General features: G+C 71.4%; 20 protein-coding genes. 13 read left to right on the top strand and 7 right to left on the bottom strand.

Annotation, left to right across the window (positions count from 1 at the left end; all coding sequences use genetic code 11):
• Positions 1-9: 9 nt before the first annotated feature.
• Genes OG453_RS33475 through OG453_RS33460 form a run of 4 tightly spaced genes read left to right on the top strand, consistent with a single transcriptional unit; the run spans position 10 to position 3,552 of the window.
• Entirely contained in the window at positions 10-831 is an 822-nt protein-coding gene (locus OG453_RS33475) for an enoyl-CoA hydratase family protein (protein WP_266872304.1), read from the top strand.
• Positions 828-1,691 (top strand): CoA transferase subunit A, encoded by an 864-nt coding sequence (locus OG453_RS33470; RefSeq protein WP_266872303.1) that lies wholly within the window; start codon positions 828-830, stop codon positions 1,689-1,691. The genes OG453_RS33475 and OG453_RS33470 overlap by 4 nt, the downstream gene beginning before the upstream one ends.
• A complete protein-coding gene (locus OG453_RS33465) occupies positions 1,688-2,473 on the top strand; it encodes a CoA-transferase subunit beta (protein ID WP_266872302.1) in 786 nt (261 codons plus the stop codon). The genes OG453_RS33470 and OG453_RS33465 overlap by 4 nt, the downstream gene beginning before the upstream one ends.
• Positions 2,474-2,490: 17 nt before the next feature.
• Positions 2,491-3,552 carry a nitronate monooxygenase family protein gene (locus OG453_RS33460; protein WP_266873222.1) on the top strand — a complete coding sequence of 354 codons (1,062 nt, stop codon included), beginning with the start codon at positions 2,491-2,493 and terminating at the stop codon, positions 3,550-3,552.
• A 450-nt stretch (positions 3,553-4,002) separates the two neighbouring features.
• On the opposite strand, the gene OG453_RS33455 is transcribed toward OG453_RS33460, so the two are convergent.
• From OG453_RS33455 to OG453_RS33440, 4 genes are all read right to left on the bottom strand, one after another.
• On the bottom strand, positions 4,003-6,651 hold the full coding sequence (locus tag OG453_RS33455; RefSeq protein WP_266872301.1) for an AAA family ATPase: 2,649 nt from the start codon (positions 6,649-6,651) through the stop codon (positions 4,003-4,005).
• Between the two features lie 128 nt (positions 6,652-6,779).
• Positions 6,780-7,937, bottom strand: a complete 1,158-nt coding sequence (locus OG453_RS33450) for an acetyl-CoA C-acetyltransferase (protein WP_266872300.1) — start codon at positions 7,935-7,937, stop codon at positions 6,780-6,782.
• A gap of 57 nt (positions 7,938-7,994) precedes the next feature.
• Positions 7,995-8,648 (bottom strand): TetR/AcrR family transcriptional regulator, encoded by a 654-nt coding sequence (locus OG453_RS33445; RefSeq protein WP_323178688.1) that lies wholly within the window; start codon positions 8,646-8,648, stop codon positions 7,995-7,997.
• A 15-nt stretch (positions 8,649-8,663) separates the two neighbouring features.
• Positions 8,664-9,446 carry an SDR family oxidoreductase gene (locus tag OG453_RS33440; protein ID WP_266872299.1) on the bottom strand — a complete coding sequence of 261 codons (783 nt, stop codon included), beginning with the start codon at positions 9,444-9,446 and terminating at the stop codon, positions 8,664-8,666.
• Positions 9,447-9,588: 142 nt separating this feature from the next.
• Here OG453_RS33440 and OG453_RS33435 point away from each other — a divergent pair, with 142 nt between their 5' ends.
• The 6 genes from OG453_RS33435 (at position 9,589) to OG453_RS33410 (ending at position 17,213) form a co-directional block, all read left to right on the top strand.
• Positions 9,589-10,761 carry an acyl-CoA dehydrogenase family protein gene (locus OG453_RS33435; protein WP_266872298.1) on the top strand — a complete coding sequence of 391 codons (1,173 nt, stop codon included), beginning with the start codon at positions 9,589-9,591 and terminating at the stop codon, positions 10,759-10,761.
• On the top strand, positions 10,761-11,747 hold the full coding sequence (locus OG453_RS33430) for an acyl-CoA dehydrogenase family protein (protein WP_266872297.1): 987 nt from the start codon (positions 10,761-10,763) through the stop codon (positions 11,745-11,747). Before OG453_RS33435 ends, OG453_RS33430 begins: the two co-directional genes overlap by 1 nt.
• Positions 11,748-11,953: 206 nt before the next feature.
• The gene (locus OG453_RS33425) at positions 11,954-13,120 is read left to right on the top strand and encodes an anhydro-N-acetylmuramic acid kinase (protein WP_266872296.1); all 1,167 of its coding nucleotides are present in this window, start codon (positions 11,954-11,956) and stop codon (positions 13,118-13,120) included.
• Positions 13,121-13,198: 78 nt separating this feature from the next.
• A complete protein-coding gene (locus OG453_RS33420) occupies positions 13,199-14,041 on the top strand; it encodes a 5'-methylthioadenosine/S-adenosylhomocysteine nucleosidase (protein ID WP_266872295.1) in 843 nt (280 codons plus the stop codon).
• Between the two features lie 4 nt (positions 14,042-14,045).
• On the top strand, positions 14,046-16,163 hold the full coding sequence (locus OG453_RS33415; protein WP_266872294.1) for a tetratricopeptide repeat protein: 2,118 nt from the start codon (positions 14,046-14,048) through the stop codon (positions 16,161-16,163).
• 57 nt (positions 16,164-16,220) lie between these two features.
• Entirely contained in the window at positions 16,221-17,213 is a 993-nt protein-coding gene (locus tag OG453_RS33410) for a DUF2510 domain-containing protein (RefSeq protein ID WP_266872293.1), read from the top strand.
• A gap of 156 nt (positions 17,214-17,369) precedes the next feature.
• Here the strand turns inward: OG453_RS33410 and OG453_RS33405 are convergent, their stop codons facing one another.
• On the bottom strand, positions 17,370-18,005 hold the full coding sequence (locus tag OG453_RS33405; protein ID WP_266872292.1) for a TetR/AcrR family transcriptional regulator: 636 nt from the start codon (positions 18,003-18,005) through the stop codon (positions 17,370-17,372).
• A 184-nt stretch (positions 18,006-18,189) separates the two neighbouring features.
• Here OG453_RS33405 and OG453_RS33400 point away from each other — a divergent pair, with 184 nt between their 5' ends.
• Positions 18,190-19,002 (top strand): phosphatase PAP2 family protein, encoded by an 813-nt coding sequence (locus OG453_RS33400; RefSeq protein ID WP_266872291.1) that lies wholly within the window; start codon positions 18,190-18,192, stop codon positions 19,000-19,002.
• Positions 18,999-19,880 carry a DMT family transporter gene (locus OG453_RS33395; RefSeq protein WP_266872290.1) on the top strand — a complete coding sequence of 294 codons (882 nt, stop codon included), beginning with the start codon at positions 18,999-19,001 and terminating at the stop codon, positions 19,878-19,880. The genes OG453_RS33400 and OG453_RS33395 overlap by 4 nt, the downstream gene beginning before the upstream one ends.
• 111 nt (positions 19,881-19,991) lie before the next feature.
• Here OG453_RS33395 and OG453_RS33390 read toward each other — a convergent pair whose 3' ends face one another.
• Positions 19,992-20,942, bottom strand: coding sequence for a phospholipid scramblase-related protein (locus tag OG453_RS33390; RefSeq protein ID WP_266872289.1), 951 nt, complete (start codon positions 20,940-20,942; stop codon positions 19,992-19,994).
• A gap of 98 nt (positions 20,943-21,040) precedes the next feature.
• On the bottom strand, positions 21,041-23,098 hold the full coding sequence (locus OG453_RS33385) for a phosphocholine-specific phospholipase C (RefSeq protein WP_266872288.1): 2,058 nt from the start codon (positions 23,096-23,098) through the stop codon (positions 21,041-21,043).
• Between the two features lie 241 nt (positions 23,099-23,339).
• Here OG453_RS33385 and OG453_RS33380 point away from each other — a divergent pair, with 241 nt between their 5' ends.
• A complete protein-coding gene (locus OG453_RS33380) occupies positions 23,340-24,545 on the top strand; it encodes a serine hydrolase domain-containing protein (protein ID WP_266872287.1) in 1,206 nt (401 codons plus the stop codon).
• Positions 24,546-24,596: the final 51 nt, after the last annotated feature.

The following is a 24,596-nucleotide window of genomic DNA, read 5'->3' as shown; positions in this document are numbered from 1 at the left end:
GATCCTCTGATGTCTGTCTCCACCTCGAGCCCGGACAAGGGCGTGGCCGTCGTCACCGTCGACTTCCCACCCGTCAACGCGCTGCCTGTGCACGGTTGGTACGACCTGGCGTCCGCCGTGCGCGAGGCGGGCCGGGATTCCGGGACGCGCTGTGTGGTCCTTGCCGCGGAGGGCCGCGGTTTCAACGCGGGCGTGGACATCAAGGAGATGCAGCGCGACAGCGGGCACAGCGCACTGATAGGTGCCAACCGCGGGTGCTACGAAGCGTTTTCCGCGGTGTACGAGTGCGAGGTACCGGTCGTCGCGGCGGTGCACGGCTTCTGCCTGGGCGGCGGCATCGGGCTCGTGGGCAACGCGGACGCGATCGTGGCGAGCGACGACGCCACCTTCGGCCTGCCCGAGCTGGACCGCGGCGCGCTCGGCGCCGCCACGCACCTCGCCCGCCTGGTGCCGCAGCACCTGATGCGCGCCCTGTACTACACCTCGCGCACGGCGACCGCCGCCGAACTGCACGCGCACGGCTCCGTGTGGCGGGTGGTCCCGCGCGCGGAACTGCGCGATGCGGCCCTGGAGTTGGCGCGGGAGATCGCCCAGAAGGACGGGACGCTGCTGCGCTTCGCCAAGGCCGCGATCAACGGCATCGACCCCGTCGACGTGCACCGGAGCTACCGCTTCGAGCAGGGCTTCACCTTCGAGGCGAACTTGAGCGGCCTGGCCGACCGCGTCCGCGACGGCTTCGGGACCAGGGACGAGACGGGCGAGACGGGCGAGACGGGCGAGACGGGCGACAGGAACCAGACGAACGAGACGGATGAGAAGGGCACGGCATGACGGACAAAACCATGACGCCCGACGAGATCGTGGGGCGGCTGCGGAGCGGGATGACGCTCGGCATCGGCGGCTGGGGTTCGCGCCGCAAGCCGATGGCGATGGTACGGGCGCTGTTGCGGTCCGAGGTCACGGACCTCACCGTCGTGGCGTACGGCGGTCCGGACATCGGCCTGCTCGCCGCGGCCGGACGGATCCGCAAGCTGGTGACGGCGTTCACGACGCTCGACTCGATCCCGCTGGAGCCGCACTTCCGGGCGGCACGCGAGCGTGGCGCCTTCGAACTCGTCGAACTGGACGAGGCGATGTTCATGCAGGGCCTGACGGCGGGCGCCCAGCGGCTGCCCTTCCTGCCGATCCGCGCGGGCCTCGGCTCGGACGTGCTGCGGGTCAACCCCCAGCTGCGTACGGTCACTTCGCCGTACGAGGACGGAGAGGAGCTGGTGGCGGTGCCCGCCCTGCGGATGGACGCGGCGCTGGTGCACATGAACCGCGCGGACCGCCTGGGCAACGCCCAGTATCTGGGCCCCGATCCGTACTTCGACGACCTGTTCTGCGAGGCGGCCGACACCGCGTATGTGTCGTGCGAGCGGATCGTCGAGTCGAGCGCGCTCACCGAGCACGCGGCGCCGCAGACGATGCTGATCTCGCGGCACGCGGTGACGGGGGTGACCGAGACGCCGAAAGGGGCGCACTTCACATCGTGCGTTCCGGACTACGGCCGGGACGAGCCCTTCCAGAAGGCGTACGCCACCGCGGCGGGCAACCCGGACGCCTGGCAGGCGTTCCAGGACCGCTTCCTCTCCGGAACCGAGCAGGACTACCAGACGGCCGTCCAGACCTGGCACAAGGAGCAGCGATGACGCAGACCGAATCGGCGACGCCCGCCGCGACCGCCGTCACCCGCGCCGAGTACTGCGTGATCGCCTGCGCCGAGGCCTGGCGGGACGCGGGCGAGGTCCTCGCATCCCCGATGGGCACGGTGCCGTCGATCGGGGCGCGCCTTGCGAAGCTGACGTTCTCGCCGGATCTGCTGCTCACGGACGGGGAGGCGCTGCTGATCGGCGACGTTCCCGCCGTGGGGGCGCCGTCCACGGTGACGGAGGGCTGGTTGCCGTACCGCAAGCACCTGACGATGGTGATGGGCGGCCGGCGTCACGTCATGATGGGCGCGAGCCAGATCGACCGATTCGGCAATCAGAACATCTCCTGCATCGGCGACTGGGACCGGCCCAAGCGCCAGCTGCTCGGGGTGCGCGGCGCGCCGGTCAACACCCTCAACAATCCGGTGAGTTACTGGATCCCGCGGCACTCGACGCGCGTCTTCGTCGAGAAGGTCGACATGATCAGCGGGGTGGGCTTCGACAGCGCGGCGGCGGCAGGACCCTCCGCGACGCGCTACCACGATCTGCGCCGGGTCGTGTCGGACCTCGGCGTCTTCGACTTCTCGACACCGGACCACGCGATGCGCATCCTCTCGCTGCACCCGGGGGTGACGGTCGATCAGGTGCGGGAGGCGACGGGCTTCGCCCTGCATGTTCCGGACGACGTCCCGTCCACGCGCGAGCCGTCGGCGGAGGAGCTGCGGCTGATCCGGGACGTGGTGGACCCGCGCGGCCTGCGGGACCGAGAGGTGCGCGCATGACGTCAGGACCGGCGACCATGGAGACGGCGCTGACCAGGCTGGTCGGCGTCCGCCACCCGATCGTGCAGACCGGCATGGGGTGGGTGGCAGGCCCCCGTCTGGTCTCCGCGACGGCGAACGCGGGCGCCCTGGGCATCCTGGCCTCCGCCACGATGACCGTCGACCAGCTGGGCTCCGCCGTCCGGGAGGTCAAGTCCCGTACGGACGAGCCGTTCGGGGTCAACCTGCGCGCCGACGCGGCCGACGCACGGGACCGCGTACGCATCATCGTCGAGGAAGGGGTACGGGTCGCGTCCTTCGCCCTGGCCCCATCGAAGGAACTGATCGCCGAGCTGAAGGACGCCGGGGTCGTCGTCATCCCGTCCATCGGCGCGCGGCGGCACGCGGAGAAGGTCGCCGCGTGGGGCGCGGACGCGGTCGTGGTGCAGGGCGGCGAGGGCGGCGGGCACACCGGGGAAGTGGCGTCCACGGTGCTGCTGCCGCAGGTCGTGGACGCGGTGGACATCCCGGTGATCGCCGCGGGCGGCTTCTACGACGGACGGGGGCTCGTCGCCGCGCTCGCGTACGGCGCGGCGGGCGTCGCGATGGGCACGCGCTTCCTGCTGACCTCGGACTCGACGGTCCCGGACGCGGTGAAGGCGCGCTACTTGGCGGCATCGGTCAAGGACGTCACGGTGACGACCCGGGTGGACGGCCTCCCCCATCGCATGCTGCGCACGGACCTGGTGGCCGCCCTCGAGAAGTCCGGCCGTCTGTCGTCCCTCACGCGGGCGGTGCGCCATGCGGCGGCGTTCCGCAAGCTGTCCGGGATGGGCTGGCGGGAGATGGCCCGGGACGGCCTGACGATGCGGCACGGCAAGGATCTGACGTGGAGCCAGATCCTGTTGGCGGCGAATACGCCGATGATGCTGAAGACAGCCATGGTGGACGGCCGCCCGGAGGCGGGCGTCATGGCCTCCGGCCAGGTGGCAGGGCTCATCGAAGACCTGCCCTCGTGCAAGGAGTTGATCGCACGCATCATGGAGGAGGCAGCGGAGGTGACAGGACACCTGGGACGTCTCAGCCCGTCCGGCGTCTGAGCACGAGCCCGGCGGAGCCGGTGATCAACGGCCGTCCGTAGCCACCGGCCCACTCACACCCCGGCCACCGCCGGACGCCTCAGCCCCTCCAGCCTCTGAAGACGAGCCCAGCGGAGCCGATGATCTACGGCCATCCGTAGCCATCGGCCCACTCACACCCCGGGCCACCGCCGGACGCCTCAGCCCGTCCAGCATCTGAAGACGAGCCCGGCGGAGCCGGTGATCTACGGCCATCCGTAGCCACCGGCCCGCTCACACCCCGGCCACCGCCGGACGCCTCAGCCCCTCCAGCCTCTGAAGACGAGCCCAGCGGAGCCGATGATCTACGGCCATCCGTAGCCACCGACCCGCTCACACCCCGGCCACCGCCGGACGCCTCAGCCCCTCCAGCCTCTGAAGACGAGCCCAGCGGAGCCGATGATCTACGGCCATCCGTAGCCACCGGCCCGCTCACACCCCGGCCACCGCCAACGACGCCCGTGCCCGGGCGACCAGACCGTCCGCGCCGCACGCGTCGGCCAGGGCAAGCCCCCGCGCCAACTCGCCGGCGGCTCCCGCCGCGATCCCGTACTCGACCCGGGCCACCGCATGTTCGTACGCGCACGGCGAAGCCTCCAGGCAGGCGACCGCTCGCGCGTACAGGTCGACCGCCCGCTGCCCGCTCTCCAGGGACGCCGCGCACCGCAGCGCCTCCCCGATCGCCGTCTCCGTGCCGAAAAGCTCCGCCTGGACCCGCGCGTCCGCGGCCAGTTCGGCGGCCCGCCGCGGATCGTCCGAGGCCAGCGCGCGGGCCAGATCGTGCGCCCAGGGCGCGACGATCGTGTTGTAGCGGCCGCGTGCGTTCGACGCCTTCGCGGCGACCTCCAGTTCGTTGACGCCTTCGGTCCGCTGCCCCACGGCGATCAGCAGACGGCCGCGTACGGAGTGGATGTCGGGCACGAAGATCGTGGACGGGTAGGGCGGCGCGATGCCGTAGCGTTCGGCGACTTCCTGTGCCTCGTCGACCTTGCCGCGCGCGAGCAGCGTGTCGATGAGCATGCACGCGGCGTCCCAGTGCATCGGCAGACCGCTGCCGACCCGGTCGGCAAGGCGCAGGCTGTCCCGCAGCGAGGCCTCCGCCTCCTTGAGGCGTCCGCGCCTGCGGTGCACCAGGCCGACCCAGGCCTTGGCGAGCGCCAGGTGGCCGCCGCTCCAGCCCGCGGTCTCATAGGCGCGGACCGCCTCCGCGAAGAGGCTCTCGGCGCGGTCGAGCCGGTCGGTGAAGATGTAGGCGCTGCCCAGCATCATCAGGAGCTCGAAGCCCCACTCGGTGTCGGTCCAGCCGAGGCCGGGTGCGAGCCGGCCGTTGACCAGGGCGCGGTCGCAGAGTTCGACGATCTCCTCCGCGTTCTCCCCACGGGTCATGGCGTCGAAGGCGCGCAGGATCAGCAGGGCGCGCTCGGAGTTGTCGCGTCCGGGCAGCGGTCCGGCGAGCGCGGCAAGGCGGCGTGAGCGGCCCGTCGCGTCCTCCTCGCCGGCGTGGATGCCCTCCCACATGTAGTGGACGCCCTGCAGCCGCATCCGGTCGGGGCCCGGTTCGAGGCGCGCGGCCTCGGCGTCGACGACGCGCAGGGCCTCCTCCAACTGGTCGTTGTGCACCAGGGCTTGGGACAGCCGGCAGACCGCGTCCACTCTCAGCGTGCGGTCGAGCCCCGGCGTGTGGAGCGCCTCGCGGAGATGACGGATGGTGGTGGCGGGCGAGGTGAGCAGGGTGGCGCAGCCCAGTTCGTAGAGCACGCGCGCGTGGTTCTCGGGCAGCGGCGGTTCCCGCAGGGCCCGCTCAAGACAGCGGCGGGCGGCGTCCGGCGCGCCGACCGCGAGATGTTCGGCCGCCGCGTGGCGCAACTGCTCGACCAGTTCGGGGTCGTCGTCCGGGTGGACTTCGAGGAGGTGCCGGGATGCGGCCGCCGCGCCACGCCCCGACAGCGTGACGGCCCAGGCGGCCTGGCCGTGCATCGCGGTGCGCGTCGCGGGCGGGATCGAGCGGTAGACGGTGCTGGCGATCAGCGGGTGGACGAACTCCATGCCCTGGTCGTCGCCGAGCAGGATGCGGGCCGTGCGCAGTCGCTCCGCGCACCGCTGGGCCGACTCGCGCGTCATCCCGGCGAGCGAGGCGGCGAGGTCGAGAGGGATCGCCGCGCCGAGGATCGCGGCCGCCCACGCGAACCGTGTGACGTCCGTGCCGAGGCCTTCGAGGCGGGCGACGAGGCCACGGCCGCGCGCCGATCGGTTCAGGGCGCGCAGTTCGTCCGCGGAGCCCTCGACCGGTTCGAGCTCGCTGTCGTGCACCTTGGCGAGCAGTTCCACGGACTCGTACGGATTGCCGCCGGTGACCGCCCAGACCTCGCGGCAGAACGGGGCGTCGGCGTGCTCGCCGAGGGTGGCGCGGGTGAGTCCGGCCGCGGCCTCGGGGGTGAGCGCCTGCAGCACCGTCGAGGGACCGGACGCCGCGCCGACCGCCGCGAGGTGGCGTGCGCTGTCGCCCCTGGCCTCGTCCGGCCGGTGGGCGACCACGACCAGGACCGGCAGTTCGGCGAGGCGCTGGGAGAACGCGGCCAGCCAGTGCAGGGTCTCCTGGTCGGCCCAGTGCGCGTCGTCGATGATCAGGACGAGCGGCCAGTGCAGTCCCGCCAGGCGTGCGACCGCCTCGACCAGGCCGTCGCACACGCCCTGCGGGTCGGCCTGGACGCCGCCCGGCTCGGCTATGCCGAGCGCGGGGCCCGCGATCTCGTACCAGTCACCGAGGTACTCCCGGGCCTCGTCGGGCGTGAGGGAGACAAGCGCCGGCTGCAGCAGTTGTCGTACGACGTTGAAGGGGACGGAGGTGACGGTCTCGCCGCCGCGTGCGGTCCAGACCGTGGCCCGTCCCTCCGCGATCCGGCGCACCTCGGTCAGCAGTGCCGTCTTGCCGATGCCCGCCTCGCCGCGGAAGACGAGCAGTCCGCCGGCCGTCATGGAGTCGGAGCACAGCTCGTCCACTGCCCGTGCGGCCGCCGCGAGTTCCGCGTCGCGCTCCCACAGCGGGGCCCAGTTGGCTCCTCCGGGCCGTCCCTGCGTCATCGCGCTACCTCCTGAGGTCGCTCAATCGACGTACAGACCTCGAGACTAGCGGGGTAGTGGGTCTCTCGGTGCGGGGTCCGGGCAGCAACCGCCGCAAGGGGTGAGAGTCGGGCCGGGGCTGGACGCCGTCAGAGCCGTTCGATGATCGTCACGTTCGCCTGGCCGCCGCCTTCGCACATGGTCTGGAGGCCGAACCGGCCGCCGGTTCGCTCCAGTTCATGCAGAAGTGTCGTCATCAGTTTGACGCCGGTCGCGCCGAGGGGGTGGCCGAGGGCTATCGCACCGCCGTTGACATTGACCTTGTCCGGGTCGGCCCCGGTCTCCTTCAACCAGGCGAGGACGACCGGCGCGAACGCTTCGTTGATCTCGACGAGGTCGATGTCGTCGATGCTCATGCCGGTCTTCTTGAGCGCGTACGCCGTGGCGGGGATCGGCGCGGACAGCATGCGGATGGGGTCCTCGCCGCGCACCGAGAGGTGGTGGATACGGGCCCTGGGCGTCAACCCGTGTTCCCGCACGGCCCGTTCGCTCGCGATGAGCATCGCGGCCGCGCCGTCCGAGACCTGCGAGGAGCAGGCGGCGGTGATGGTGCCGTCGTCAAGCACGGGCTTGAGGCCCGCCATCTTCTCCAGGGTCGTGTCACGGCGCGGGCCCTCGTCGGTGGTGACCTCTCCATGGGCGACGAGTTCGCGGTCGAAGCGGCCCTCGTCGATCGCGCGGATCGCCCGCTGGTGCGAGCGGAGCGCGAACTCCTCCATGTCACGGCGGGATATGCCCCACTTCTCGGCGATCAGCTGGGCGCCGTGGAACTGGTTGACGGGCCGGTCGCCGTAGCGGGCGCGCCATCCCTCGCTGCCCGCGTAGGGGCCTTCGGTGAGGCCGAGCGGCTCGGCGGCCTGCCGGGACGCGAAGGCGATGGGGATCATCGACATGTTCTGCGTGCCGCCGGCGACGACGAGGTCCTGAGTGCCGGACAGGACGCCCTGTGCCGCGAAGTGCACGGCCTGCTGCGAGGAGCCGCACTGCCGGTCGATCGTCACGCCGGGCACCTCTTCGGGCAGTCCGGCCGCGAGCCAGCTGGTGCGGGCGATGTCGCCCGCCTGCGGGCCGACCGTGTCCAGGCAGCCGAAGACGACGTCCTCGACGGCGGCCGGGTCGATGCCCGTGCGCTCGACGAGTGCCTTCAGGGCATGGGCTCCCAGGTCGGCGGGGTGGACGGCCGAGAGGCCTCCCTTGCGCCTGCCGACGGGGGTGCGGACCGCTTCGACGATGTAGGCCTCGGCCATGACTGCGTACTCCTCGTGCTCCTCGGTCGGTGCGGTCGTCGGTCGACGACGCGCGCTCTACGTACGTACGGAGATGCCGTCCAGGACCATCGAGAGGTACTGGCGGGCGATCTCCTCTGGGCTGTGGCCTCCGCCGGGGCGGTACCAGGACGCGGCGACCCAGACGGTGTCGCGCACGAAGCGGTAGGCGAGCCGGACGTCCAGGTCGTCGCGGAAGACGTGCTCCGCGACGCCCCGCTCAAGCGTCGTCAGCCAGGCCTTCTCGAAGCGCTGCTGCGAGTCGGCCAGGTACTGGAAGCGTTCCTGCGCGACCAGCTGCTTGGACTCCTTCTGGTAGATGGCGACGGCGGCGCGGTGCCGGTCGATCTCCCGGAAGGACTCGGTGACGAGCGCCTCGAGCGTCTCGCGGGGGCCGAGCTGCGACTGGAGCACGGTGTCGTACCCGTCCCACAGCTCGGTGAGGAAGGTGGAGAGGATCTCTTCGAGCATCGACTCCTTGGAGTCGAAGTGGTAGTAGAGGCTGCCGGCGAGCATGCCGGCGGCGTCCGCGATCTTGCGGACCGTGGTCGCGTTGTACCCCTGTTCGGCGAAGACGTCGGCGGCGATGGCGAGGAGCTCGCCTCGGCGCTCGGGCGAGGGGCTCACCGGGGCCTTCTTCTTGGTGGTGCTGCTCTGCTTCTTTGTAGTGCTGCTCTGCTTCGGTTTCGACACACGGTCATTCTCCGCCTAGGCGTGCTGGTTGCTGACCGAGACCGTCTCCCCCGTCATGTACGAGGAGTACGCACTGGCCAGGAAGACGATGACGTTGGCTATCTCCCAGGGCTCGGCATACCGCCCGAACGCCTCGCGCGCGGTGAGCTCTTCGAGCAGTTCGGGGGAGGTGACCTTCGCGAGGTGCGGGTGCATGGCGAGGCTGGGCGAGACGGCGTTGATCCGTATCCCGTGGGGAGCGGCCTCGATGGCGGCGCAGCGGGTGAGCGCCATGACGCCGGCCTTCGCCGCGGCGTAGTGCGCCTGGCCCGCCTGGGCGCGCCAGCCGAGCACCGACGCGTTGTTCACGATCACGCCGCCCCGGTCGGCGGCCCGCATCCGGCGCAGGGCGGCCCGGGTGGAGCGGAAGGTGCCGTTCAACGTCACGTCGATGACCTTGTCCCACTGTTCGTCGGTCATCTCGGTCAGCTCGGCGGTGCCCCCAAGGCCCGCGTTGTTCACGACGATGTCCAGACCGCCATGGCGCTGCTCGGCCAGGTCGTAGAGGGCCTGCACCTGGGCCTCGTCCGTGACGTCGCAGGGCACGCCGTCGACGCGGTCGGCGCCGAACTCCCCGGCGAGCGCCGCCACCGCCTCCTTCGTGCGGCGCGGATGGGCGTCGCCGATGACGATGCACGCGCCCTCCTCCAGGAAACGGCGCGCGGTGGCTCCGCCGATGCCCGCTCCTGCCGCGGCGGTGATGACGGCCGTGCGGCCCGCGAGCAGACCGTGTCCCGGCACATACTCGGGCGCGTCCATGCGCGGCCCCCTTCTTTGCTCTCGACGGTTCACTCTCGACGGCTGACTCCCTTCAAGGTAATCTACCAAACACTTGTTAGGGAAGAGTGCCGGGAAAGATCCGACCGAAGAACCGAAGAGGAACTGAAGAGGTGGGCCACTGATGGACCTCGACTTCACCGCCGGAGAAGGGGATTTCAGGCAGCGGGCACGCGCCTGGCTCGACGCGCACGTACCGGCCGAGCCACTGCCGTCGCTGGAGACGGCGGAGGGCTTCGCCGCGCACCGCGCCTGGGAGCACGAGCTCGCGGCCGACCGCTGGTCGGTGGTCTCCTGGCCCGAGGAGTACGGCGGGCAGGGCGTCGACATCGTCAAGTGGCTGATCTTCGAGGAGGAGTACTTCGCGGCGGGCGGCCCCGGCCGGGTCTCGCAGAACGGCATCAACCTCCTCGCGCCGACCCTCTTCGACTTCGGCACGGCCGAGCAGCGCGCGCGGATCCTGCCGCCGATGGCGAGCGGCGAGGTGATCTGGGCACAGGCCTGGTCGGAGCCCGAGTCCGGCTCGGACCTCGCGTCACTGCGCTCCACCGCCCGCCGCACGGACGGCGGTTGGCTGATCAGCGGGCAGAAGACCTGGTCGTCGCGGGCCGCGTTCGCCGACCGCGCGTTCGGCCTGTTCCGCAGCGATCCGTCCGGGACCGAAGAGGGCAAGCCGCACCGGGGCCTGACCTATCTGATGTTCCCGCTCGACGCGGACGGCGTGACCGTCCGCCCCATCGGCCGCCTCGACGGCAAGCCCGCGTTCGCCGAGCTCTTCCTCGACGACGTCTTCGTACCGGACGAGGATGTGATCGGTGAGCCGGGCCAGGGCTGGCGCATCGCCATGTCGACGACGGGCAACGAACGGGGTCTGACACTGCGCTCCCCCGGCCGCTTCGTCGCATCGGCCGAGCGCCTGGTGCGGGAGTGGCGCGCGCACGGCGACCCGGCGGACACGGCACTGCGCGACCGGGTGGCCGACGCCGTGATCGGCGCCCGCGCCTACCAGCTCTTCACGTGGGCCAATGCCTCGCGCTTCGCGGCGGGCGAGACGATCGGCGCCGAGTCGAGCCTGAACAAGGTCTTCTGGTCCGAGTACGACATCGCGCTGCACGAGACGGCGCTCGATCTCCTGGGCGCGGAGGGCGAGTTGACGGAGGGCGAGGCTGCCGACGGCGGCGAGTGGGCCGAGGGATACGTCTTCTCGCTCGCCGGGCCGATCTACGCGGGCACGAACGAGATCCAGCGCGACATCATCGCCGAGCGGCTACTCGGCCTGCCGAAGGGACGCCGCTGATGAGGTTCCTCCTCGACGCCGAGCAGCGCGAGTTCGCGCGCTCGCTGGACGCGATGCTGACGGCGGCCGGCACACCGGCGGCCGCCCGGGCCTGGGCCGCCGGGGACCACGCGCCGGGGCGCGCCGTGTGGGGGCGGCTCGCGGACGCGGGCGTGTTCGCGCTCGCCGCCCCCGAGGAGTACGAGGGGGTGGGCCCGCTCCCGGTGGAAGTGGCCGTGGCGTTCGTCGAGTTGGGCCGTCATGCCGTGCCCGGACCGGTGGTCGAGACGGTGGCGGCCGCCGCGCTCCTCGCCCGTCTCGCCGACCTCGGCGACGCGCAGCCCGCCAAGCGGCTGCTTCCGCCCCTGGCGTCGGGAGACGCCGTGGCGACGCTCACGCTCCCCGAGGGCGGTCCTTTCGCTCTGGACGCGGACGCGGCGACGCTGCCGCTGATCGTCACGGAGGGAGAACTGCGCCTCGCGTCCGGGCACGCGCGCGTGGGCCGCTCCTTGGACCCGGCACGCCGCCTCGCCCGCCTCCACCCCACCGGCGAACTCCTCGCATCGGGCCCCTCGGTGACCGCCGCCGCCCTCCACGCGGCGAACTGGGCCTCGCTCGCCACGGCCGCACAGGCGCTCGGCGTTGGGCTGGCGCTGCTCGACAAGACCGTCGCGTACGTCAAGCAGCGCACCCAGTTCGGCACACCGATCGGCGGCTTCCAGGCCGTCAAGCACCGCCTCGCCGACGTCCTGACGGGCCTCGAATTCGCCCGCCCGCTGCTGTACGGGGCGGCGCTGACGATGGACACCGCCGATGTGGCCGCCGCGAAGGTCGCGACGGGCGAAGCCGCGTACGCCGCCGCCCGCGCGGCACTCCAACTCCACGGAGCGATCGGCTACACGGCGGAGTACGACCTCTCCCTGTGGCTGACCAAGGCCCGTGCGCTGCGCACCGCGTGGGGCGATCCCGCCACGTGCCGAGCACGGGTGCTGGCATCGGACGGGTGAGATCCGGCCGCCGACATGGGATTACAGGTCAGGTTCGCGCACCGCTGCCCCCGTGCGCGGATCGCCGCATCCTCGGCGGACAGGGCAAGGCGCCACGCCCGGTCCGCCGAACTGGATCGTACGTACGAGTGCGCACACTGCGTCACGCTGCGATGATCAATCGCACTGGTGAAACGCACTGGTGAGGAGAGCGAGAGGGGCAGCACGTGCGCGTAATCGGGCTGATGTCGGGGACTTCGTACGACGCCATCGACGCCGCTGCGGCCGACCTGACGATCGAAGGCGACCGTCTGGTGCTCACCCCGCTGGGGCTCATCACGCGCGGCTATGACGAAGCGCTGCGGGCGGCGCTCGCCGCGGCGCTGCCGCCCGCAGCGACCACGCTGGCGGAGGTCTGCCGCCTGGACACCGGCATCGGCCGGGCGTTCGCCGCAGCCGCGGCCGAGGCGGACCGCGAACTGTGCGACGGACAGGCCGAGTTGGTCGCATCGCACGGCCAGACCGTCTACCACTGGGTCGAGGACGGCCGGGTGCACGGCACGCTGCAGATCGGGCAGCCCGCCTGGATCGCCGAGGCCACCGGGCTCCCCGTGGTCGCCGACTTCCGCCCCCGCGACATCGCCGCGGGCGGCCAGGGCGCACCCCTGGTCAGCCTCGTCGACCAGATGTGGCTGCGCGGCCGGCCGGGCGCCCCCACCGCGCTGAACCTGGGCGGCATCGCCAACATCACCGCCCCGGACGGCACCGCGTTCGACACGGGCCCCGGCAACGCCCTCATCGACGCGGCGGTGCGCGACCTCACGCGGGAGCGGCTCGGCTGCGACCTCGACGGCGAGATGGCCGCGCGCGGAACGGTCGACGAGAAGCTCCTGGCCGAGCTGCTCGCCGAGCCCTACTACGCCAGGCCCGCCCCGAAGACCACCGGCAAGGAGCTCTTCCATCTGCCCTATCTGCGGGCGGCGCTCTCCGGGTACGAGGCGCTCACCCCCGAGGACGTCGTCGCGACCCTCACCCTGCTGACCGCCCGCACGGTCGCCGACGCCGTGCGTTCGGCCGGCGCCTCCGAGGTCATCGCCTCCGGCGGCGGCACACGCAATCCGACGCTGATGACGTTCCTGCGGGCCGAGTTGGGCGAGATCCCCGTGCGCACCTCCGACGAGCTCGGACTGCCGTCCGTGGCGAAGGAGGCGTACGCCTTCGCCGTGCTTGGCTTCCTGACCGCGCACGGGCTCGCCGGGACGGTTCCGCGGAGCACGGGAGCGCGGCACGCGAGCGTACTGGGTTCGATCACTCCGGGGCGGCGCGGCCTGCACCTTCCCGAGGCGGTGTCCGTGGGGCCGGTGCGACTGGTGGTGGACGGGGCAACTCGCTGAGGGACAGGGGCACTTGTGGACACGCGCCGTCACCGCGTCCTGGCTCCCGCGCGCCCCAAACGGCAGTACTTTAGGCACATGCCGCAGACACCACCCACCGTGGCCGTGCTCACCGCGCTCCCGCTGGAGTACGCCGCCGTGCGGAGCCATCTCCCCCAGGTCGAGAAGCTCGTCCACCCGCGCTTCGGCACCCGTGCGGTACGCGGGCCGCTGCCCGGAAGCCCTTGGCACATCGCCCTGCTGGAGATCGGCGAGGGGACGCTGACCGCGGCCGCGCTCACCGAGCGTGTGGCCACGTGGCTGGAGCCGCGTGCGGTGCTCTTCGTGGGCGTGGCGGGCGGCCTGAAGGACGACATCGAGATCGGGGACGTCGTCGTCGCGACCAAGGTGTACGGCATCCACGGCGGCAAGCAGACACCCGAGGGGTTCCTCGTGCGCCCCGAGGCGTGGCGGGCGCCGCACGGCCTTGAGCAGACGGCACGGGAAGCGCTGCGGGGTCGGGCGCGCTTCAAGCCGATCGCCGTGGGGGACGTGGTCCTCGCCGACGCGTCATCGGCGATCGCCGAGCATCTGCGGACCCACTACAACGACGCCGTCGCCATCGAGATGGAGGGCAGCGGCGTCGCTCACGCGGCGCATCTCACCGGGGAGTTGGGGGCACTGATCATCCGCGGGATCAGCGACAAGGCCGATCCCGACAAATCCGCGTGTGATGCCTCGGGGAGCCAGGGGCTGGCCGCGGGCAACGCGGCGGCGGCCGCCGTCGCGGTCGTACGGGAGATGCCGGCCCCGGAGGCCCCGGGCCGCACGACCGGCGAGGCCTCGCCCCCTCGGCAGTACGGCGGTGACCACATCGACTTCAGCCACGGCACCTTTCACGGGCCCGTGACCGGGAAGACCGTGAACGGCCCGGGGGCGTGATCCCATGACCACTGCGTACAGCGGCGATCACGCCGACTTCGGGGGCGGAACCTTCAACGACAGCGTCATAGGCAAGGTCGAGGGCGGCCTGCACCAGCACAACCACCACCACGGGCCGGTTCCGATCGCCACTGCCTCGCTGCCCGCGCCGCCCGCCGGATTCACGGGCAGGGACGGCGACTTGGAGCGGCTGCTTCCGGTGCTCGACCCGGCCGGTGTGGACACGGGTCTTCCCGTCGTCATCTGCGCGGTCTCCGGCCTCGGCGGCATCGGGAAGACGTCGCTCGCCCTGTACGCGGCCCAACTGGCGGACGCCGAAGGGTGGTTCCCCGGCGGCACGCTCTTCGTCGACCTTCGCGGGTACGACGACAATCCGGTCACCGCGGACCAGGCGGTCCTCGCGCTCCTCGACGCGCTGGGCGTGCGCGGCGCCCGGCTTCCCCAGACCACGGCAGCGCAGTACGCCCTGTACCGGACGCTCCTGGCCAGGGAGCGGCAGCCGATGCTGATCCTGCTGGACAACGCGTCCGACCCCGCGCAGATCACCGCGCTGCTGCCGGGCGTCGGCGCGGGGCAGCACCGCGTCCTTGTCACCTCCCGTGACCGGCTGACGGACCTTCCCGCCCGGCTGATCGGCCTGGACACGCTCGCGCCGGACGCGGCCGCCGATCTGCTCACGCTCGCGCTGCGCCTGAGCGACGACCGGGACGACCGTCCGACCCGCGAGCCCGACGCGCTGCGTGAACTCGCCGCGGTGTGCGGGCATCATCCCCTCGCGCTGCAGATCGCCGCGTCGATGCTGCGCAAGCGGCGGTACCGCGGCATCGCTTCGCTGGTCGAGGAGATCCGGGACGCCGCCGATCCGACCGACGTGCTCGCACTGCGTCCGGTCTTCGACGTGTCATACGGACGGCTGCCGGACCCGCAGGCGCGGTTGCTTCGGCTGCTCGCGGTGGCCCCGACCGCGGACGTCGACGTCGACGCGGCCGCGGCGTTGGCGGATCTGCCGTCCGACGTGGTTCAGGCCCTGCTGGATGAACTGGCCTCCGCGCACTTCGTCACCCCTGCGCCAGGAGCGGGTTCACGCTCCTGGCGGTGCAGGTTGCATGACTTGGTGCGGGCGTACGGAGCGCGGCTTGCGACCGGCGACACAGAGTTGGCCGAGGAGGCCGAAGCTGCTCGGGGGCGCCTGCTGAGCTTCTACGCACGGCACTTGCGTGCCGCCGATGAACGCCTGAGCTGGCCGCCTCGGGACCCGGATCCAGAATTGTTCGCAAGCCGCGCCGCAGCGCTCGCCTGGCTGGACGCGGAGCGGGCAGGTCTGGTGGCCGCCGCTCAGTGGGCCGAGAGCGATCTGCATGCGGAGGCCGCCGTCGGGCTCGCCCTGAGGTTGTGGCGCTACCTGGACTGGCGGCGGTACTTCGAGGACTTGATCACGGTCAGCCGATGCGCACAGGAGGCCACCGAGGTCTCCGGCCCCCGCACCGATGAGGCCATGGCGTGGAACAGCCTCTGCTTCTCCCTCCGAGAGCTGGGGCGAGTTCAGGAAGCGATCGACGCCGGCATCCGTGCTCGTGATCTGTACCAGGCGCTCGGCGACCGCCAAGGCGAGGCTTCGGCCTGGGACAACTTGGGCAACGGCCTGCGGGTGGACGGCCGACACGATGAAGCCATCCACGCGCACACCCGCGCCCGCGAGCTGTGCCGGGCCGAGGGCGACGGCAGCGGCGAGGCCTCCGCGTGGGACCACCTGGGCATCGCGCTGTCGGACGCCGGTCGGCACAAGGAGGCAACAGCCGCCCACACCAAGGCTCTGGATCTCTACCGAGCAGCCGACGACCGTGACGGCGAAGGCAGGGCGTGGCACAACCTGGGCGTCGAGTGGTGCCAGACGGGCCGGACGGCCGAAGCCATCCAGGCCTTCGAGAAGGCTCTCGAGGTCTGTCGGGAACTCGAGGACTGGTACGGCACGGCCCAGAGCCTCAGCGAACTCGCGCGCGCCCACAGAGACGGCAGTGATCCCGCCCGGGCCCGTGCCCTCTGGCTCCAGGCCGCCGTGGCCTACGAGCGCGCCGACGCCCCGGCCAAGGCCTCCGAGTCCCGCCACAAGGCCGACCAATAACCCCCCTACAGGCCCCCTCTCATCCACCTCTAACCAACCCCTCATACCCTGACGCCCATGACCCAGGTAACCCCTCCCGGCTGGTACCCCGACCCCGGACAGTCAGCTGACGGTCCCCGCACCGAGCGTTGGTGGGACGGAAACGTATGGACGGACCAGGTACGGGCGGTGGGTGCCGCCGGGTTCGGTGGTGCGCCGCCCACGGCGCCGCCCGCCTACGCGCCCGGCGCCCCGGGCACGTACCCCAACTACCCGGCCTATCCGGGGCAGACCACCCCCCGCCGCGGCTTCCGCACGGCGATAGCCATAGGCATCGCCGTCGTCGTTCTCGCGGGCATCGGCGGCGGCGTGTACTTCCTCACCTCCGACGACGAGGGTGGCGGGGGCAGTGAAAGCGTCGCCAAGTCGCCCTCCCCGGCGGCCCCTTCGGAACCCGGCACACCCCAGGAGCCGCAGGCCCCGGAGTCGTCGGAGCCCCCGGGCGGGCCGTCCGCCGCGCCGCCCACCGAGGAGGAGGGGTACGCCACCGACATGATCAGCGGCATCAGCCTTCCCGTGCCCGACAACTGGACCGGCGCGTCCGGGGGCGGCGGCGCCTCGGTGACGACGGACCCCTATCCCTGCCCCAGGGAGCCCTCCAAGACCTGCACCCGGGGCGGCGCGTACTCCGGGCCCGCCGAGCGGTTCAAGGTCGAGGCCAAGACGGCGGAGGCAGCCGCCAAGGCCGACATCGCCGTGAACGCCAAGGAGTCGTACGGCGGAAAGACCTACGGAAAGGTCACCTCGCACAAGGAGCTGGCCTCGAAGGCCGTCACCGTCGCGGGCCAGAAGGGCTATCTCGTCCGCTGGAAGGCGGTCACCGAAAAGAGCGACGACGGGTACGTCCAGTCGCTCGCGTTCCCCTCGCCCGCCGACAAGACCACGATCGTCATCGTGCGCTTCGGCATCGACGTCAACGAGAAGTCCCCGAAGCTGACCGTGATGGACGAGATCACCAGGGGGATCAAGGCCGCGCCCGGCGGCGGAGGCGGCAGCGGCCAGGAAGTGTGACGCGCGGGGCGCCGCCCCGGGGAGTCTTGGCCGGGGCGGGCCGGAACCACGCATGGTTGCGGCCCGCCCCGGCGGGGGCCACGCCACCCCCGTCCCCACGGTGTGGCGCGGCGCAGGCAGATCGGGGCCCGTCATCCATCGGGCCCCGGTCCACGATCAGTCGGGGTCGGTGAGACCCAGGGCGGGGAGCACGCACGCCTCCACGAAGCGCGCCAGATACTCCTCGTCCGCGTACTTGCCCTCCAGGACCGGGCGGGCCCGGACCACGCCGATGAGCTGGGCCGTGATGAATCTCGTCGCCGGGTGGTCCGCGGCGATCTCACCCCGTGCCACCCCGCGGGCGACCAGCTCTTCCAGGGCCTGTGTCTCGGGCTCGACCAGCGCCTCCCGCAGCGCGTCGCGCAGGTCCTCGTCCTGCAGGATCGCGTGGCTGAGCGCCTGCACCAGCATCGAGTCGCGGCTCGACCACTCCCCCGCGGCCCGCGCCGCCTCGCGCAGATCACCCGCGAGCGTGCCGGTGTCGATGCCCGCGAAACGGACGCAGCGGTTGGCGCGAAGGGCGGCGGCCACGAACTGGGGCTTGGTCTTCCACTGGCGGTAGAGCGTGGACTTGCTGCAGCGGGTGCTCGCGGCCACGCCCTCCATGGTCACGGCGTCGTAGCCGCACTCACGGAGCTGGTCGAGGACGGCGTCGTAGAACTCCTGCTCACGCTCGGGCGTGATCTTGGAGCGGCGCGGCGAGCCCCCGGGGTCCGCTGTCGCTGTGTCTGCTGCCTGGTCCCGCGACGTCATGACTCTTCTCCTCGATGCGGCGTCTTCACCGGCCTGCGGCTTCGTCGACCCTATCGATACGCCAGTGTACCGGTACGGGGTCGTATCGGTACACTCCCGTATCGGTACACTGGCGTATCGATGTGTGGGGCGATCCCTCACTCACTACCCGCACCACCCAGTCGTCACGTAAAGGGGCCGGGGGATGGAATCCCGAACCGAGCCTGCCGAAAGGGAACCGGACATAGCCGTCCGGGAGCCGGACACATCTGCCCGACCGCCCCTCGTCCGCGAGCTCCTCCTCGTCGTAGGACTCTTTCTCGTCTACAAATTCGGCAGGCAGCTGGCCAACGGTCACACCGGTGAGGCCTTCCGCAACGCCCATCACGTCTGGGACGCCGAGCGCACCCTGCGGCTGCCCGGTGAGGGCGCCGTCCAGGACGTGCTGCTCGGCAGCGACACCCTGGTGCACATCGCGAACACCTACTACGCGACCGTGCACTTCCCGGCGACCGCGCTGTTCCTCGTCTGGCTCTATCTCCGGCGGCCCCGGCACTACGTATGGACCCGGCGGGTGCTCGCCGCGCTGACCGCGGCCGCGCTCGTGCTGCACCTCACCTTCCCGCTCGCGCCGCCCCGGATGCTGGATGCGGCGGGGCTCGTGGACACCGGGCAGGTGTACGGGCCGACGGTGTACGGCGCGGCCCCGCAGACGGACTCGATGGCCAACCAGTTCGCGGCGATGCCGTCCCTGCACTTCGGGTGGGCGCTGATGCTCGCCGTCGGTCTGATCGCCGCGACGTCGTCACGGTGGCGGTGGCTGTGGCTGCTGCATCCGCTGATCACCCTGCTCGTGGTCGTCGGGACCGCCAATCACTACTGGCTCGACGCCATCGCGGCGACCGCGCTCCTCGGGATCGCGCTCGCCGTGCTCAGGCTGCCGGTTCCCGGGCGCTCGCTGGTCGTACGACGGCACGCACCCACGCGTGAGCCGGCCGCCTCGGGGGCCGGACGGTGAACGCCACGCTCATCGCCGTCGCGCTCTCGCTCATCTCCGCCGCCGCGTACGCCACCGCCGCCGTGGCCCAGGAGCGCCTGGCCTCCCGCATCGCGGACAGCGGCAACGGCGGCCTGCGCCTGCTGGCAAGCGGCCCCTGGTGGTCGTCGGTCGGGCTCAACGCGTCCGCGGCACTCCTGCACGTGGCGGCCCTGAAGTACGGGCCGCTCACCCTGGTGCAGCCGCTCGGCGCGCTCACGCTGGTCGCGGCCGTGCCGCTGGGCGCGCGGCTCGCGGGGCGGCGGGTCACCCGCCTGGAGTGGCGCGGCACGGGGCTCACGCTCATCGGGCTCGGCGCGCTGCTCCTGACCGCGTCCGGGCCCGCCCCCGACGACACCCTGAAGATGCCGGAGGCGCTGGCCGTCGCGGGCGTGACGATGGCGGTCATCGGCGTGCTCTCCCGTCCTGGTACGCGACCGGGGCTGCGGCACGCGACCGCTTCCGGTTTCGCGTCGGGCGTCGCATCAGCGCTCACCCAGACCGTGACGGTCGCCGCGACGGACCGCTCGGGGCCACTGTTCAGCCCGCAGGTGATCGTCGTGGCGCTGCTCGTCGCCGCGTTCGCCGTGGGCGGCCTCTTCCTCTCCCAGACCGCCTACCGCGGGGGCCTCGGCGCACCGCTCGCCGTCGTCACCCTGGCCAACCCACTGGCCGCCGCAGCCATCGGCCTCACCCTCCTCGGCGAACGCCTCCAGGGCGGCGTGGCGGGACTGTTCCTGGCGGCGGGGGGTGCGGCGCTGGCGGCGTACGGAGTGGTCGTACTCACCCGCTCACCACGGGACGAGGCGCCTTCAGAGGACTTCCTGCCATCGATCCCGAGCCAGGCCGTAGCCCCGTAAGGGGCGCGGGGAACTGCGCGACAAGCCACGAAGCCCCCGCAGACACAACACAAGAAACGGCGTCGGCGTCCTGGATCCAGGACGCCGACGCCGTTTCCGAGAGGAACAACCTCACCCAAAGCCCCGCGAGTCCTGCTTCAGAGCAGTGTCAACAGTGAGGGCCGTCGCAACGACGAGGCTGAGCAGCGGCTCGGGCAGCTGGTAGTGGATCTGCAGGACGTAGTTGTCCGCAGTCGTGAACATCGTCTTGGCGAGGCCTTCCCAGGTCTTGGTGATCCGGGCGACCTCGTTGTCGGCGTGGTCGACGATCGAGAAGTTCCAGGCGCGCCAGTTCTCGGCCTTGATCGCGCCGGCCTGCTGACCGTTGACCATGATCGCGAAGTTGATCTTCCCGATCATGTTCTGCTGGACGATCTCGCCGATCGGCTGGCCGTCCGGGCGCTCGACGATGACCCGCGACTTCATGAACTTGCGGGGGCGGGTCAGCTGGAGCACCGGCTGGCCGTAGGCGTCGCGGATCTCGAGCTTGTGCGTCATGAACTGGTCGACGCTCGCGACGAAGCGCGCGACCTTCTTCAGCGTGCTCTGCCCGACCTGGACGACCGAGCCGAGCGCGTTGCCCGACTGGTCCATCACGCTGTACTCGTTCGTCAGCTCGATGAGCTTGGCCTTCTGGTTCACCACGAGGACCGGCTCGGTGAAGAGCGTGCCGCCGCCCTGCGCGCTGGGCGCGACCCCCGCCTGCTGCTGGACCTGGCGCTGCACCTTGGCCGGGTCGGCCTGCGGGGCCGCCTGCTGGGGGTGACCGTACTGGCCCTGCTGAGGGGCCTGCTGCTGGCCGAACTGCCCTTGCGGCTGGCCGTACTGCGCCTGCTGCTGGGCCATCTGCGGCTGAACCGGCTGGGCCTGCTGCGGGACCTGCTGGGCCTGCGGCTGGCCCGCCGCCTGCTGGTCCGGGTTGGTGTGCTGGGTCCACTGGGAACCGTCCCACCAGCGCAGCAGCTGGGGTGCGCCCTGGGGGTCCGGATACCAGCCTGCAGGAGTGTTCGAATGCGTTGTCACCGGGGCACAGTACCCCGATGGACGGGGCGGTCCGCCAGCCCTTCGCAGGGGCTGTGACGTCGGACTCACCGCCCCGCCGCACGGGGACCAGGCTTACGTCAGGCCGAGACGATCGCGGGGTCGCTGACGCCCGCCTCACCGTTCTCGACATGTCCCGCGAGGCGCCGCAGGAACGTGGCGTCCGCGTCGGACTTCACCGTCACGTCGTACCAGCGCTTGCTCGCCCGCAGGTCGACGGTGTGCTCGACGGTGCCGCCCGCCTTCACCTTGAACGTCTCGGCCGCGCCGCCGTAGGCGTTGGTGAGCGTCAGGTTCACATCGGCGCCGCCCGCGTTCTTCAGGGTCAGCTTGAGGTTGCCGCTCGCCTTGTCGTGACGGGCGGTCACCTCCGGGCCCGCCGTCTTGCCGGGGCCCTTGAAGACCCGCAGGAAACCGTTCGGGCCGAACACCGACAGGTCGTACGCGCCCTTCGAGTACGCGGTGTTCCAGGTGTCGGAGATCTTCTTGCCGGCCTCCGTCGTGTACGTCCAGGGGCCGTCCGTGCGGTTCTGCGACCGGACGTGGAAGCACGCGCCCGCAGCGTCACCGCCGCTGAAGGTCAGCGTGAACTTGCCGTCCGCGGGCGCGCCCGCGCCGTCCACCAGCGGGGCGTACGGCAGTGGGCGTGCGGGCCGGGAGCCGGACTCCTGCTTGGGCAGCTCACCCTTCGCAGGCGCCTTGGGCACGTAGTCGGGGTGCCGCTCGTGGTCCGGCGGCTCGTAGGCGCCGGTGTCGGGCAGCTTCGCCGGGTCGGTGTCCTTGCCGGCGAAGTCGAAGGCGGAGGTGAGGTCACCGCAGATCGCGCGCCGCCACGGCGAGATGTTGGGCTCCTGAACGCCGAACCGCTTCTCCATGAACTGGAGGATCGAGGTGTGGTCGAGCACCTGTGAGTTCACGAAGCCGCCGGTGCTCCACGGCGAGACGACGATCATCGGCACGCGCTGGCCGAGACCGTAGTGCCCGGCCGCGTAGGAGGCGTTGCCCGGGAAGTAGTCGAGCGCCGTGTCGACGGTGGACAGGCCCTGCGAGGCGGACGACGGGACGTACGGCGGGACGATGTGGTCGAAGTAGCCGTCGTTCTCGTCGTACGTGATGAACAGGGCGGTCTTGGCCCACACCTCGGGGTTGGAGGTGAGCGCGTCGAGGACCTGCGCGATGTACCAGGCGCCGTAGTTGACGGGCCAGTTGGGGTGCTCGGTGAAGGCTTCGGGGGCGGCTATCCAGGAGATCTTCGGAAGCTTGTCGGCCTTCACGTCGGCCTTGAGGATGTCGAAGTAGCCGTCGCCCGCCTTGACGTTCGTGCCGGTGCGGGCCTTGTCGTAGAGCGGGTCGCCGGGCTTGGCGTTGCGGTACTTGTTGAAGTAGAGCAGCGAGTTGTCGCCGTAGTTGCCGCGGTAGGCGTCGTCGATCCAGCCCCACTTGCCGGCCGCGTCCAGACCGTCGCCGATGTCCTGGTAGACCTTCCAGGAGACCCCGGCCTGCTCGAGGCGCTCGGCGTACGTCGTCCAGTCGTAGCCCAGTTCCTGGTTGCCGAGGACCGGGCCGCCGCCCTTGCCGTCGTTGCCGACGTGGCCGGAGAGCATGTAGTAGCGGTTGGGGTCGGTGGCCCCGATGAACGAACAGTGGTAGTCGTCGCAGACGGTGAAGGCGTCGGCGAGCGCGTAGTGGAACGGGATGTCGTCGCGGGTCAGATACGCCATCGAGCGCTCGGACTTGGCGGCGATCCAGTTGTCGTACTTGCCGTTGCCGAAGGCGCTGTGGCCGCCGGCCCAGTCGTGGTCGAGTCCGGCGATGAACTGCATGCCGAGGTCCTCGGCGTCCGGGTGGAAGGGCAGTGTCTCCTTGCCGCCGCCGGACTGGTTCCACACCGGTTTGCCGCTGGGCAGCGTCACCGGGCGCGGGTCGCCGAAGCCGCGTACGCCCTTCATGGTGCCGAAGTAGTGGTCGAAGGATCGGTTCTCCTGCATCAGCACGACGATGTGCTCGACGTCCTCGATGGAGCCGGAGCGGCGCTGGGCGGGCAGCGCGGCGGCGCGGGCGATGCTCTGCGAGAGAGTCGCGAAGGCCGCTGTGCCGCCGGCGAATTGCATGAAGCGGCGCCGATTGATTTCAGGCATGGGTGTGTTCGACCTCGTGTGTGGTGTGGGGGACGCGGGCGGGTGAAGTGTGTCAAGGGGAGCAAGTGCGGGGGAAGGGCCTGTGACCTGTATGTGAAGAGAAATCCAACCTCTGGTGCGCGGGACACAAATGCGGTCCCGTGGCCGGTGATCGCACCGCCCCTGTCCCAGCACTAGGTGCCAGGGGCAACCATGCGCGAGGATGTCACGGGTCGGCGGGACACAGCGACCGAGGAGAGTCATGACCGTGCGCGTCCATGGCATCTGCGCCCCCGGATTCGAGGGCGTACGCGAGGAGTTCGAGCGCAATTTCGCCGAGCGCGGCGAGCTGGGGGCGGCCGTCGCCGCGACGGTCGACGGGGAGTTCGTCGTCGACCTGTGGGGCGGCGACGCGAGGAAACCGGACAAGGCGGGCACGCACGCGTGGCGGCGCGATTCGCTGGTGAACGTGTACTCCACGACCAAGGGGATGACCGCGCTGTGCGCGCATCTTCTGGTCGACCGGGGCGAGCTCGACCTGGACGCGCCGGTCGCCCGCTACTGGCCGGAGTTCGCACAAGAGGGCAAGGCGGACATCCCGGTGCGCTGGCTGCTCAGCCACCGCTCGGGGGTGGTCGCGCCGCGCGAGCCGATGGCGCCGGACGACCTCTACGACTGGGAGAAGGTGTGCGGTGCCCTTGCCGCGACGCCTCCGTGGTGGAAGCCGGGCACGGCGCAGGGGTACCACGCCGTGAGCTTCGGCTACCTGGTGGGCGAGATGGTGCGCCGGATCACCGGGGTCTCGCTCGGCACGTTCTTGCGCAGTGAGGTGACGGAGCGGCTCGGCGCCGATGTCTTCGTCGGCACCCCGGTGAGCGAGCACGGCCGGTGCGCGGACATGGCGAGGCCGGTCGCCGCGTCCGGCACCCAGAGCGGCTTCAAGACCCCGCCCGAGCCGCCGGTGCGCTCGCTCGACGACCACCCGCTGGCCGCCGTCACCCTGTCCCTGCAGTATCTCCCGGTCGCCAACGTGAACGGCGCGGCCTATCGCAGCGCGGAGATCCCCGCGGCCAACGGTCACGCCTCCGCGCGGGGTCTCGCGACGGTGTACGCGGCACTGGGCGCCGGCGACCTCGTCGGCTCGGCAACGCTGGAGCAACTGCGCACCCGCCAAGGGGAGCCCGACGAAGGGGACCTGGTCCTCGCGGCGGGCACGGCCTGGGGCGAGAGGTGGGAGTGGGGCCTCGGCTACATGCTGAACATGTACGGCCAGGCGGGGCCCAACCCGCGAGCCTTCGGCCACGGGGGCATGGGCGGCTCCTACGCGTTCGCCGATCCGGAGAACGGGGTGGCGTACGCGTACGTGATGAACCGGATGGGGTCGGGGACGTCCGGGGACGATTTGAGGAGCGTGCATCTGGTGGGGGCGCTGTACCGCGGGCTGGGCGTTCCGCGGGAAGTGCGGTGATGAACCTGCGGGACGGTGGGGGCTGGTCGCTCCCCCAAGTTCTCGGCTCGC

Source organism: Streptomyces sp. NBC_01381, from assembly GCF_026340305.1.
Lineage (GTDB): Bacteria > Actinomycetota > Actinomycetes > Streptomycetales > Streptomycetaceae > Streptomyces.
This window is presented reverse-complemented; position numbering and strand designations above follow the sequence as displayed.